Here is a 13,028-nt window from a genome sequence, read left to right on the forward strand (position 1 = left end):
TGGTGTGGCGCGGGACCAGTGCGGTGGCGGCGGGCAAGGAGGGGGTTGGCGCGAGGATTTGGGCCGTCTGCCGGGGAAGGGACCAATCAGACGACGGGCCGCGAGTCAGGTGTCGGACTCGGCCGCCCGGCGACGTTTGGCGGCACCGCGCTCGGCGCCTTCACGGCTGGGACCGGGCTGCAGCTTCTTGTACACGCGGCGGAAAGGCTTGCCATCGTTGAAGCGGTCCTCGAGACGCTGACACTCACGTTCAAGGGCGACCTTGACCAGCTGGGCCACGCTGGCCGGGGCTTCGTCCTCTTCAGGCGTGCCGTACACAGCAGCTTGAACCCCTGGAACGCAGGCGCGAGCCCGCTCCACGAGATCAACCGGGAGATAGAAGCTTCGGTTGGCGTACTTCACAGCAGCTGGCTCTGGTGAGACCTGCGTGCTGTCGCCTTCCGCTGGGTCTGGTTCCGGAATGCGCTCGGCTGTACGGCCCTGGGGCGTCCTGGATGATCCTTGCCTGGGCGTCTTGCCCGGCTCCTTGTCCGAAGTGACCATTGCCGTCGTTGTTCCTCTCCCGGAAAAGGCCCGGTTAGTCCGACTCAATTAGTGCGATAAGTCTACTGCGAAGATCTTGAGGTTCCCAGGCGGCTGACCGAGCTGAGGTAGCGCATCGCCGTGCCTCCATGGAAAGTCGTCGGCTCACACTCCCTTCGAGCGGACCCAAGGCAAGCGAGGCCGTGGGAGTCCGGGCCAGTGTCTGGGTCTGCGTCTGGTGTTCAGCTGCCCGGATTCGGCGACATGTCCAGCGCTCACCGAAACCGCGAGGTTTCCAGCGTTCTGGCACCGATCACTCACGGAAAGTAATCACCGAGTGGACCCAGAAGGATGGCGGGAGCCCCGTGCCAGGCACTGATTCGAAGATCGATTAGCGACGGCGCCTTTTCGCGCCGAAACGGGATGGCGAGCGAAAGTCCCGCGAAACCTGAACCGAAAACAGAATTCGGAGGCGAATCTGCCGCGCGTCACGACCCCCTGCGCCCGGCGTCCACTCCGGAGACAACGGCGTCAGCCGTGAATCACGAGCGTCGGAGACATGCGCTCTCGCAGGAGATCGCGAGGCTCACAGGCAGGGCAATGCGACGCGTGGATCATGCGGTGTTGGTGTCCCGGCACGTGCGCCGAGGCAGACACACGAATGTGAAGGCGCTGTTAGATGCATCTAGCTAATCTGGTGAATTAGATCTAATTAGCCTATCGTGGCACCTGGGAGAGATCGGTGTGCCGGGCCCGTGAGCGATCCCGGCCAGGCCGGGCTCGGCACACCGTGGCGCTCTTCCTGCCGGCACTGGCCGGGCCACCACCTCAACTCCGACGAGGAAGGAACGGCACGCACCATGATCATTCATGTCGTCGATGTGTCACAAACCATGTCCGACGTCCTGGGCGTGGTCGCACTCTCGCCCTCCCCTAACCCGGGCGGTGGCGGCGGATCCACGATCATCAACTTCAAGGGCATCACGGGACTGCTTCTGTCGATCTTCGGAATCCTGGTCATTGTGACCGGCTTCGCTGTACTGGCCGCGATCAAGGCAGCCAGGTTCGCCTACGTCCTCCTGGTCGGGGCCATCGTCATCGTCGCCGCTGCGATTGTCGCCCTGGGACAGGATCCCCAGCGCCTCGCCACCCTCGGATCCGGCCTGCTCGATCTCTTCTTCTCCTAAGGAGGGACCGCGGTGAGACTGCTCAGCGACGACCTGCCGTACGAGATCGACAATCGGTATCTGGGCCCGCCGGGGCGGTCTTTGCCCTTCGCCATCCGCTACTCCGCCGTAGCCGTTGGGCTGGTGATCTTTGTCGTTGTCCTGTGGGTCGCGCGTCGTATGGGTGCGAGCGGCCTGGCGGTTGTCCCGCTTGCACTCGCGGTGGCCGCAGGCATCACCACCATCGCGATGCGCCTGGTCAATCACGATCGATCTGTTGTAGCGCTGCTGATCGCCTTCCATCGCGAGCTGCACACCCCGCGGCGGCCGCGCACGGTCGCTCGCGCCGACTTCGGCTCCGCCACCAGCCGGATGCCGGTCCGACCCCTGCCGCCACGCCGCAAAGGGAGGGCACCCCATGCAAGACGCGGTCGACCCTAAGACTCCCCGAAGCTTCGACCTTCCCACGCCCGTGGAGCTGGCGGCCGGCTGGCTGACGGTGTTGGTCATATGGGCTATCGAAGAATCGCTCGATTTCCAGGGGCCGCTGGCCGCATTCGTGGCCATCGCGGGCGGCTTCGCGCCGCTTGTCCTTGTCAGACGGTTGCGCGCACGCGGCACGGTGCCAGGGCAACCGATGGGGGGTGCTCGCAATGCCGCGCAATGACGCTCACCGGCGCGGCCAGCCGTCGCCGTCGACTTCCGCATCCCACCGAGAGCGAAGCGCTGCGCTGCAGGAGGCCCTCCAGCGGATGCGTGCCGCGCAGGCGCCGCCACTGCCTCTGCCCTCGGACCAGGAGGCGCGCGAGACTCCGCACTGGCAGCCGCCCCGCCGATCCTGGCCGACGTCACCACCGATCACCGAACATCCCACACAACAGGACCAACACCCAGCCGGTCATGGCGAGCCCACATCGTCAACTGGTCGGAGGCGCCGCCGCCCGTCAGCCACGGGGTCCACCGATGACCCTCGGGTCAGCGAGAGACTCCCTGCGAAGCGTTCGGGTGTGGTCGCCACCCGGCCCAAAGCCTCGATCCGGTTCGCCACCCGCCGCGCGGACCCTGCCTACGACCCCGGCATCGCCGCCCGCGGCATCATCGGCCACCTTCTGCTGACCGACACCACCATCACCGCCTGGTACGTCCTGGCCCCGCAGCGGTGGTCCTTCCGAACTGACGCAGAGTGCAATGCGCTCATCACCGCGATGGCCAGCCGGTTCGCCGAACTCGTCGGACATCGCCTGCATCTGCGCATCACCAGCAAGCCGTTCGCCACCCGCGAATGGGCGCGCGCGTTGGATGACCAGACCCCCCACCCGCTGCCGAACCCGTGCCCCGAACACCCCACGCGGTCCCAACCCGGTTGCGACACCTGCGTGCCCGGGGCCGGCTGGTACGACCTCCTGGCCACGCAGCAGATCCACATGCAGCGAGCCTGGCCGATCTCCGACAAGGCCGTCTTCCTCGGCGTGGACATCGCCGACCGCAAGCTCACTGGTCGCATGCTTGGCCGGCTATGGAAGGGCGCACTGGACCACGAGGCGCGCAGCACGTTCGAAAAGCTTCGCAAGGTGACCGAGGCCCTGGCGGGCCGCGGTCTGCGGGCACGCCCCGCCACGCCGGCCCAGCTCGAGTACCTAATGCATCGCTCGTGCGGGCTCGGCCTGCCCGCGCCGCGGCCCTATCCGGAAGCCCGCGCACCCGTGCCCTACGCCCTGGCCCCCGCCGAGGGCGGCATCTGGGACGACACCGATCTGAGCGAGTTCACTGCACGAGCACAGTGGCACGCCGACCCCTTTGATCCCACCGTCACGGTGACCGGCGCTGGCCCTGCTGGAGAACCCCTGACTCGGCACGTGGCCGTGCTTTCGATCGGTCGCGTACCCGAGGCCTATCCCGAAGGATGGATGCAGCTCACGGACAACCTGCCCTTCCCCGTCGAGTGGGCAGCCACCATCGAGGTTCGCCCACCCGGCGAGGTGCTCGCCGAGATGCGCAGCCAGATGGCCCGGATCCGATCTCAGGTCTCCCACTACACAGAAGATCACGGCCAGGAGCCCCCAGCGGCGCTATCGCGGCAAGCCGCGTTCGCCCGGGAGATCGAAGACGAGCAGACCCACGGAATGTCGGGGGTGCACACGCGCGTGCAGGGATGGTTCCGCCTGGCGGTGTCCGGCACCACGCGCGAGGAAGCACTACGCCGCGCCGGGCAGGTCGCGCAGTTGTACGAACCGACCGTCACCGTTGTGCACGACGCTCCCCAGTACGCCATGGCCCGTGAGTTCATCCCCGGAGAGCCTCTGGCGACAGTAGCTCACCGCCGCCGCATGTCCGTGCGGACTCTGGCCGGCGGCGTTCCGGCCGCCACCCCCCTCGTGGGAGACCGGCACGGGTTCCCCCTCGGCTACACCAGCGGGCGCGGTGCCCGGGCCGCGCTTTGGCACCCCTGGTACGGCACCGAGGTCACCGAGCAGTCCGGCCTGACGCCCATCGTGGGCGGGTTGGGATCCGGCAAGTCGACCCTCATCGGGCTGATCGTCTATTGGGCGGTCCGCGCGGGTGTCCCCGCCACCGTACTGGACCCCAGCGGCATGCTCGATCGGCTGTGCCTGCTGCCTGAACTGGCCCCGTATGCCCTGGGGGTGGACCTGCTCCGAGCCGAGCCCGGCACACTGTGCCCCTATCGCGTGATCGCCGATCCGAAATGGGAGGACTGCTTCTACGACGATCACGGAAATCGGCGCACCCAGGCGGAAGCCGAGAAGGCCTTCTACACGGCCAAGACGCACGCCATGGCGCAGCGCCGCCAGCTATGCCGAGACATCCTGCTCATGCTCCTGCCCCCCGACCTCGTCCGAAGGGAGTCGATCTTCGCGATTGAGGAGGCCGTGGCGGCCGCCGACGCCTCGCATCGCTCATCTCCTTGGGAGGTCATCGCTGCCCTCAAGAGCCTCAGCGGCTACGGCCTGGATCAGGAAGCCCAACTCTTGGGACGAAGCTTGGAGCGTCTCAGCGACATGCCACAGGCAGCGCTGTTCTTCCCGGCCGGCCACGAATTGGACTCCGGTCGCGATCTGTCCACGCGGCGCCTCACCGTCCTTATGCTGCGCGGCCTGAACCTGCCACGGCCCGACGTTCCCGCCCGCGAGCGCAGCATCGAAGAGCAGCTCAGCGTGCCGCTCCTGCACCTGGCCGCCTACTTGACCAGGCGCGAAATAGACGAGCGGCCTCGAGCCGAGCGCAAGCTGCTGGTCTTCGATGAAACCCACGCCTTGACCCGCGATGCGGTGGGCCGTGACCTGGTCGCCCGCACCTCACGCGATTCCCGCAAACGCAACACGCGCGTGCTGACCGCCTCCCAGAACGCCGGCGATCTGCTGGTCGCCGGCGTCGCCAACCTGCTGGCCGCCGCCTTCGTCGGCCGCACCGTGGGGCAGCAAGAACAGGCCGACGCCCTCAAGCTCCTCGGCCTGGAGCGAGGCGTCGGCTACGAGCAGTTGCTCGCGGGTCTGTCGCCCAGCGATCCCCAAGGCCAGGGCCGGACCGGATACCGCGAATGGATCTTCGCCGACGGAAACGGCGGCATCGAGAGAATCTTCAACGACATCCACGCCCTGCCCCACCTGCGTGCAGCGCTGGACACCACCGCCGATCCCAGCCAGTTGCAGCAGGGCCGCGACCACAGCACCCTGTCACGCCAGCCCCGTCGGCAACTTCCCTACCCACACGACCGACGTGAGGAGCTGCAGCAACCATGACCAGCACCCACCGCGCAATCATGCACGCCGGCGCACGCCTCGCGGCCGTCGCTGTGGCCGTGGTATTCCTTGCCGGCATGGGCGGGCCTGCTCATGCCGGCACATCCTCTTCTCGTGTTGCGGCTGTCGCGGCCGAGAGCGCCAACCTCGACTGCGAAGGCGACCCTCGGGACGCGCAACTGCCAACCGCCAGCGTCGGCGCCACCTTCGACCCCCCACCGTCCACGGCTCCGCCAGCTGGCCGTCCGGGCCAGGCCTTCGGCCCGGACGCCACGGTCACGATCCCCGAAATCTATGGCTACGCGGGATTGGTCTGGAATCGGTACGACCTGGGCTGCGGCCCCGCCGCCATCCTCAATTACGGTGCGGTGGCCGACACCTACTTTGGCCAGATAATGCTGGACATCGCCACCATGGTGGTCGCGGTCACTAACAGCGCCCATCGCGCGGCAACCTCTCCCACGGTGGTCGACCGGCTCGATGAGACGGTCGCCGCGGCGACCCGGGCGGTGTCCGACGGTGTGGCCGCCTGGCTCGGTCCCTCGATCATCCTGGTTGGCCTGTCCCTCGCCTGGATCGCCCACCGCCGTGACCTCCCCCAGGCGATGCGGATGGTGGCGTGGCTGGTCGTGGCCTTGACCATGTGGGCGGCACTGTGGCGCTTTCCCACGACGCCGGGCGATGCCGCCGACGTCGTGGTGACCGATACGATCAGCAACTTCCACGCCGGATTCGTCGGCCAGGCCGACGCCCCCAACGCGCAAGCGGCGCACAGTGGGCTGCTGGTGGAGGCGGTGCTGTACCGGTCATGGCTGCGCGGCGTGTTCGGCGACCCTGACTCCCCAACGGCCCAAAAGCACGGACCGACCCTGTTTCAATGCCAGGCCATCTCCCTGCAGGAAGCGCGCCAGCCGAACGAGTTGAGCAAAGTCATCCTGGCCAAACGCGAGACGTGGAAGAAGACGGCAGCCCAGATCAAGGAAGAAGATCCCGCTGCTTACCAATACCTGACCGGCGAAGGGACCAACCGTGCCGCGACCGGGCTGATGGCGCTAATCGCCGCGGTGGTGGTCAGCTTCTTCGACCTGGTTGCCTCTCTTGCGGTCGTCTTCGCGTTGATCACCGTGCGCATGGTGGTGATCATCTTACCCCTGCTGCTGGTCGTCGGACTGCATCTTCCCGGCGCCCACGTGCTGAAGCAGGCCCTCCAGGCCACCGCTGGCAGCGTGCTCAGCGCCCTTCTGTACGCGGTCGGCTCGGGACTGAGTGGCCTCCTGGCCCGCGAGCTCCTGGGCCGCGATGCCCAGATCAACCTGCCGAGCGCTCTGCTGCTGTATCTGATCCTCACCGTCGTGCTGTTCGTCGTGATTCGACGCATACGCGGCAACAACGTCTTCCCCAGGTCCATGCGATGGCTCCTCGGATACTGGGCGCTATCGAAGACGCGCGCCCTCGTCCTGGGTACCAGTGGTGGGCCGAGGAAGCCGCCTCCTTGGGGCCCAACGGCAGGTGGAAGCGGGCGTCGTCCTCCACCTGGCGGGGGACCCGGTGGTGGCGGGTCGGCAGGCTCTCCTCCTCCCATCGACGATGACGACGATGACGGTGGTGGTGGCGGCGGAGGTGACGGCGGTGGTGGCCGGCGACGGGAGCGTGCCGGTGGCGATCCCGACTGGCGGCCGTCAGACAACGTTGATTACCGCTATCTGCGGTTCTGGGTACAAACCCGTGACCCCAACAGGCGCTCTACCCGGCGGCCCGGCCCCGGAGAAGAGGACCCCTTCCCTGAGGAACCCGACTATGCCAACCCCTGGGTGCCCCGCCACACGGGTTCGGAAGAGGGAAGAACCGGCGGTGATGAGGGACGCCGTCGGCCACGTCCGGGGGAGCCGAGGAGCCCGGAGGAGACGCGCAGCCGAGAGGCACGAGCCCCGCGCGGAACCGACGCCGGGCCTACGCCCCTCGTCGGGGAGCGCAATGTCGACGAGGACGGCACTGTCGTGTACGTCGTCTACAGCGGCCCCGACGATCCGGCCCATGAGGTCCGCACTTCTTCGCCAGACAGCGAAAGCGAGGGGGACGACTAATGTTCGCGAGCCTGTTCCGGGCCGTGTTGCGCTGGCCGATGTATTCCCCTCGCCGATTCTGGACCATCGTGGTCGCGCTTGGCGTGTGCGTCCTTCTCCTCGGCCGCTGCGGAGGCGCACCGCAGACCGCCGCCGCACCTGCCTCTCCAGCACCTGGGACGCTCAGCTCCTCCGCTCTCGCCGTGGCGACGCCGTCGCCCGCACAGACCGTCACGCCCGCACGCGAAGCCGAGCCACCCATCGACGGTGCACCGCAGGCCGAAGTGGAAGACCCGGTGGATGTCGCCGAAGTGGTCGTCACCGCCTGGGCCACCGCCAGCGGCGACCGCCGACGCTGGCGGAAGGACCTGGCCCCCTACGTCACGACCGATCTGTACCGGCAGCTCGCCGACGTCGACCTCTCGACGATCCCCGCCACAGAGCTCACCGGGTCCGCGCAGCTCGTCGAACGCGGCGATGATTTCGCCCACCTGAGAGTGCCCACCGACGCCGGACCCGTCCTGGTCACGCTGACTCTCACGGACGACCGCTGGCTCGCCTCGTCCCTGCTGCTGGAGACCATCGGGGGGTGAGCCACCGTGCTGAAGATCGTGTTCTGCCTCCTCGGAGCCTTAGCCCTGGTCGTGGCGGTCCTGGGCGCGTGCACCAGCCAAATGGCCGGCATCGGACTATCGGCGCACAGCCAGACAGCCGACGATTCTGCCCGATGCGTGCAAGCCGCTGCCCCCCAACAGCCCTGGAATCGCTGGTCGGCGCAGCAAATGACCCACGCGGCAACGATCGCCAGTGTGGCGCGTGCGCGGTTGCCGGACGACGTCTGGAACACAGGCGCCATGATCGGTGTCGCGGCCGCGGTCCACGAGTCCGGGCTGCAGAACCAGGCCGCCGGTGACGCCGGCGCCCTGGGGCTGTTTCAGCAGAGGCCCTCCCCGGGTCAGAGCACACCCGAACAAATCATGGATCCGGTGGCAGCCGCTACAGCCTTCTTCGACCGGCTGACGCGCATCGATGGATGGACCGCTCTGCCTCTGGCCCAAATCTCGCAGCAGCTGCGCGGAGATGCCGCCTACGCCACGCACGAGCAGGCGGCGAGGCAGATCGTCGACAAGGTCGCGGACGCCGCGCAGGCGGCTACCACCCAGGCCTGCCCCAGCAGCACGCCTGGGGTCTTGCCCACCGGAGCCCTGGAGAAGGTCTTCGCCTATGCGCAACGGTTCGTGGGCACTCCATACCGGTACGGCGGTTCCTGCACCCGCCCTGAGCCGGACTCCGCCGCCACCACCAACTGCGACTGCAGCAGTCTCACCCAGCAAGCTTTCGCCGCGGCGGGTATCGCCCTGCCCCGCACCGCGCACGCGCAATGGCGCCATGGCAAAAACGGGCATGCGATCACGGTGCCGGAAGCCGAAGCCCGCGTGGGAGACCTGGTCTTCTACGACAGCTACCTCGGGCCCTACACGATCGGGCACGTAGGCATCATCGTGGACCCAGCCCGGCAGCAGATGCTCAACGCCCCCCACACCGGGGCGAAGGTTCGTGTCGAAAGCTACGCCCGCCACGTCAACCGGCGCATGTTCACCATCCAACGGTTCTTCCAGCCAGCAGGAAACGATCAACGATGACGAGCGCCGGAACCTGCACCAGCTCGCGGCCACGACGTGCAACGGCCGCCAATAGAGCGTCCCGTTCCCGTTCCCTGCCCGATCAGGATCCGTCATGACCTCGCCTGTCCGCCATCCCAGCAAACCAACGCCCGCACCCCCCGGCTGGCAGCGCGCGATCGCCGCCGTGATCGTCTTCGGCGCGTGCACGGTTGCCGGGTGTCTGCTCATCGGCCAGTGGGGTACCGCACTGTGGTTGCTCGGCGGCCTGGCCGTCGGCGGCCTGGGCGCCGCCGCCGTCGCGAGTCTCGCCTCCGCCGCCAACCGCCTGACACCGGTCAACCCGTGGACACGCCTGGCCAAGATACTGGCCACATTCTGGCTGCTCGCACTGGCGGGACTGTGGTTCTTCCTCTTCTATGCGTTGTTGCCGCCGGTGATCCTGGCGGCGGTCGGCACCGAGATAGCCGTTGTGCGCGCGGCTCGCCGCACCCGTGACCGTCGCCGGATCCTGCTGCGGCTGCACGAGAAGATCGCGCCGGTGGTCAAGTCGGGAGAGCCACCCGGGCAGAGTGTGACCGTCACCCGATGGCAGACCCTAGTTCCCCACCAAGGAGAGATCTTTCCCGGACAGGGGGTTAACGAGAGCGCCCCCGACGTGCTATCGGCGCTCAAGCACGTGTTCGACCGCAGTTTCGACCTACATGTGCAGCTGCACCCGCGCCCCACCGAAGACAAGATCGAGTGGGAGGTCGTCAACCGGCCGGACGAGAAAGAGCCCGACCCGCTCGAGGTTGCCGAACAGCGAGCCACGGAAGTGGTCAGCAAGATCCTGCCAGGCGCCACGGTCAAAATCACCGAGACCACCCCGGACGCGAAGGGCTTTCCCGCCGAGGTCATGGAGGTCACCTTCCCGCCCAACCCCCGCACAGCCAATCCGGAAAACCAACTCAGGATCGTGGAGTACTACGCCACGATCCTGTACGGGGACGCCAACGCCGCGGTCGGGGAGTGGGACCTGCCGGCCGACAAGCTGACTATTCGCCGACGCCGCGAGTTGCCCACCAAGGTATTCCCACCGGTGCACCCGGTGAGCGTCATGCAACAGATGTTCGATGGCGAGCTCGTCCTGCCGTTCGCGGTCGACGAGGACGGCGAGGTGGTGGGCTGGCAACTCAGCAACACCGCCCGGCCCCACGCGCTCATCGTCGGCCCCACCGGCGGAGGCAAGACCAACGCCATCCTTGTTCTGGCCTTGGCGGCCTGCCGTTTGGGCATCGACGTGCGCGGCGTGGACCCGAAGTGCATCGAGCTGCTGGGCCTCATCGGCTGGCCCGGCGTGACCGAGATTGCCACCGGCACCAACGTCCCCCACATGGTCAAGGTGGTGGACGACGTCTTCGACCTGATGCAGGCGCGCTACGCCGAGATCACGAGCCTGAAGAAGCGGCCCTCAGACTACAAGCGTGTCTTGTTGATCCTCGACGAGTACCTCGACTTCAGAGACGCCGTCAACGAATGGTGGAAGGAGCAAGACCCCAAGAACAAGGGCGAGCACCCCGTCCTGAACAAGGTCAAGCGGCTGGCCGCGATGGCCCGCTCCGCCAACATCCACCTCCTGATTGGCACGCAGCGCCCCGATGCCACGCTGTTCCCAGAGGGGAGTCGCGACAACTTCCGCTTCCGCGTCTCGCTGACCGCGCTCAGTCCCGAGGGCGCACAAATGATGTGGCAATCCCGGCACATCGGCACGACGGTGCCCGACATCCAGGGCCGCGCCGTGGTGATGACCCGCAAGGGCCCCCGGAACGCCCAGGTCTTCTACGTGCCGAATCCGGTCGAAGTGCACTGGGCGGCCGTGGACGAACGCACCGACCCGGACCTGCAGATCCTGTACGACCTGATACCCGAAGGGACGGTGTGGCACGGACCGCAGCCTGCCAACGACCGTGACCCGGATCTTGTCTGGGAGTCGACTCCGGCCGACGCAGCAAGCCCCACCGAGGCCGCCGAGCAGCTGATGTTCTTGGTCCGGACCGCGCTGCAGTCCGGCGCTGCCCATCTGACCGGAGAGCCTGGCAAACCACCGGCCGGCGACCCCACCCTGTACGGCTGGAGCCGGGAACGTGGCGGTGCCCTTCAACCGGACGGCGTCTGGCTGGGCCGCATTGACGACAGCCACGGCCGGCGACGCGTCTTCCTGCATCCGAAAGAGACGCTCGAAGTGGCCGCGAGCGTAGCCCGGGGCATCGAGCAAGACTTCAACCTCGACCGCGACGCCATAGACGAGGCCCTGATGGCCACGGGACAGCTGGAGACGGAACTCGAGAAAAAGACCCAGACCCGTCGGCGGACGGTCCGCCGACCTATGGGAAGCGGTCCACGGAGCCGTGCACGGGTGTGGGATCTGAGCAGCTCCGTCCTGTTCCCGAGCGAAGCCCATCCCGACCAGGAGCAAGACGACCCGCCCTCGACGGAGGGGGTAGAGCCGGAACAGGAACACAGCGCGAACATCGATCCCTTCGATGAGATCGTCGCGGACCTGGATGAGGACGGCGCTCTTGCCCTCTTGGATGGCGGCGCATGGGTTCGTGTCGCCGAACTGGAGGTCGGCATGCGGATCCTCATCACTGACCCGGACGAGCCCATCAAGCAAATCGTGGTGACCGTCGACGATTGGACCGTCCACCCAGGCAACCAGGGTCGGCGCACGATCGATTGCCGCGACGATCGCGGCAACCCTTACAGCCCCGAATACCGAGATGACGACTATGTCCAACTGGCCAGTTGAAGCGTGATCACCCGACATACACGCCACAACGACCCTGATCAAGGAGAACAACCATGCGGCGACCGACCGCCCTGAACATGATCCTCTTCGCCCTAGCTTTCGCGCTCGTGCCGATCACACTCAACTTCGTGATCCGCTGCCTGATCACCTAGGCAGGCGGGATCACGACCGCGGCGCAAGCCAGATTGGCCGACGTCACCGCCACCCGTTGCGGAGCAAGTCATATATATTGCATGTAATTAGCTCAATTATTAAGGCGAGACGCAAAGGATCAGCTCATGACTGGTGACCGCGACAACGCCCCCAGCGGTGATGGGAAAACAGCACCGCCGACCGTAGCCAAACTCACGCTGGTGCCGAGCCTCTCGACTGCCTGCGACCGATCCGAACCACGAGCTGCCGACCAGCGGACATCCGGCACGCCTACACATGATCACGACACTCGGTTGACTCGCCTCGAGCATGCTGTGCGGGAGCTGCGGGACGAGAACGACTATTACCGTCAGCTCACCGAGAGACTGATCGCGGCGGTCCTGCGAGGAGGGGACGGGCCTCTCCGGGTTGGTGACCCTGGCCCCGTCAGCCGTGCCCGAACCGCGCTGCGTGCGCTCGATCTGGTGGTCGACGACGACACATCTACCACGCCCATCGAATTTCCACAGGACAGAGCGCGACGCGGCCGTCGCCGACGGCCCTCCACGACAAGCGCTCAGCACGTGGTGACATCGCGCCGCGATGTCACCACCACAACGGCTGGAACCACTAAGGAGGCGACGAGCAAGGATGCGAGATCGGAATAATCTGCCCAACGGCGCCCCTCCGCCACACGAACACCACACACGCCCAGGCAACGGTAGGCCGACCGTGGACCTGCAGTTGCTGGGCGTCTCCCTATTCCTCGCCGTCCTCGCACTTGCAGCGCTGACAAAGAAGATCAGCGATTGGACGTGGGACGACGTGCTCGCCGCCATCGACGAGATCCGTCACATCTTCCAGCGGTGATCACGACACAATCAGAAAGGAGATTTGTCAAATGAGAAGTCGGTACGCGGTCAACGACGGCGTCTCGGTCACCGAGGCCGCCCGCACCCTCAAAATCGGCCGCT

At 66.9% G+C, this 13,028-nt stretch carries 10 protein-coding genes; 9 read left to right on the forward strand and 1 reads right to left on the reverse strand.

What is annotated here, in order from left to right:
* Positions 1 to 105: 105 nt before the first annotated feature.
* The gene (locus OHA25_RS60060) at positions 106 to 402 is read right to left on the reverse strand and encodes a hypothetical protein (RefSeq protein WP_327591291.1); all 297 of its coding nucleotides are present in this window, start codon (positions 400 to 402) and stop codon (positions 106 to 108) included.
* A gap of 875 nt (positions 403 to 1,277) precedes the next feature.
* On the opposite strand from OHA25_RS60060, the gene OHA25_RS60065 reads away from it, so the two are divergent.
* From OHA25_RS60065 to OHA25_RS60105, 9 genes are all read left to right on the forward strand, one after another.
* The gene (locus OHA25_RS60065; RefSeq protein ID WP_327591292.1) at positions 1,278 to 1,709 is read left to right on the forward strand and encodes a hypothetical protein; all 432 of its coding nucleotides are present in this window, start codon (positions 1,278 to 1,280) and stop codon (positions 1,707 to 1,709) included.
* Between the two features lie 12 nt (positions 1,710 to 1,721).
* On the forward strand, positions 1,722 to 2,129 hold the full coding sequence (locus OHA25_RS60070; protein ID WP_327591293.1) for a hypothetical protein: 408 nt from the start codon (positions 1,722 to 1,724) through the stop codon (positions 2,127 to 2,129).
* Positions 2,107 to 2,355 (forward strand): hypothetical protein, encoded by a 249-nt coding sequence (locus OHA25_RS60075; protein ID WP_327591294.1) that lies wholly within the window; start codon positions 2,107 to 2,109, stop codon positions 2,353 to 2,355. The genes OHA25_RS60070 and OHA25_RS60075 overlap by 23 nt, the downstream gene beginning before the upstream one ends.
* A 340-nt stretch (positions 2,356 to 2,695) precedes the next feature.
* A complete protein-coding gene (locus tag OHA25_RS60080) occupies positions 2,696 to 5,446 on the forward strand; it encodes an ATP-binding protein (protein WP_327591295.1) in 2,751 nt (916 codons plus the stop codon).
* The gene (locus OHA25_RS60085; RefSeq protein WP_327591296.1) at positions 5,443 to 7,530 is read left to right on the forward strand and encodes a hypothetical protein; all 2,088 of its coding nucleotides are present in this window, start codon (positions 5,443 to 5,445) and stop codon (positions 7,528 to 7,530) included. Before OHA25_RS60080 ends, OHA25_RS60085 begins: the two co-directional genes overlap by 4 nt.
* A complete protein-coding gene (locus tag OHA25_RS60090) occupies positions 7,530 to 8,102 on the forward strand; it encodes a hypothetical protein (RefSeq protein ID WP_327591297.1) in 573 nt (190 codons plus the stop codon). Before OHA25_RS60085 ends, OHA25_RS60090 begins: the two co-directional genes overlap by 1 nt.
* 6 nt (positions 8,103 to 8,108) lie before the next feature.
* Positions 8,109 to 9,152, forward strand: coding sequence for a C40 family peptidase (locus OHA25_RS60095; RefSeq protein ID WP_327591298.1), 1,044 nt, complete (start codon positions 8,109 to 8,111; stop codon positions 9,150 to 9,152).
* Between the two features lie 94 nt (positions 9,153 to 9,246).
* Positions 9,247 to 11,922 carry an FtsK/SpoIIIE domain-containing protein gene (locus tag OHA25_RS60100; protein WP_327591299.1) on the forward strand — a complete coding sequence of 892 codons (2,676 nt, stop codon included), beginning with the start codon at positions 9,247 to 9,249 and terminating at the stop codon, positions 11,920 to 11,922.
* A gap of 864 nt (positions 11,923 to 12,786) precedes the next feature.
* Positions 12,787 to 12,924: a hypothetical protein gene (locus OHA25_RS60105; protein WP_327591300.1), complete on the forward strand. Its 138-nt coding sequence runs from the start codon at positions 12,787 to 12,789 to the stop codon at positions 12,922 to 12,924.
* The last annotated feature ends 104 nt before the right edge of the window (positions 12,925 to 13,028 follow it).

The sequence above is a fragment of the Nonomuraea sp. NBC_00507 genome, from assembly GCF_036013525.1.
Lineage (GTDB): Bacteria > Actinomycetota > Actinomycetes > Streptosporangiales > Streptosporangiaceae > Nonomuraea.

Coding starts and splice junctions, on each gene's coding strand:
- OHA25_RS60085 (WP_327591296.1), top strand. CDS start 5,443: ATGACCAGCACCCACCGCGCAATCATGCACGCCGGCGCACGCCTCGCG.
- OHA25_RS60090 (WP_327591297.1), top strand. CDS start 7,530: ATGTTCGCGAGCCTGTTCCGGGCCGTGTTGCGCTGGCCGATGTATTCC.
- OHA25_RS60100 (WP_327591299.1), top strand. CDS start 9,247: ATGACCTCGCCTGTCCGCCATCCCAGCAAACCAACGCCCGCACCCCCC.
- OHA25_RS60075 (WP_327591294.1), top strand. CDS start 2,107: ATGCAAGACGCGGTCGACCCTAAGACTCCCCGAAGCTTCGACCTTCCC.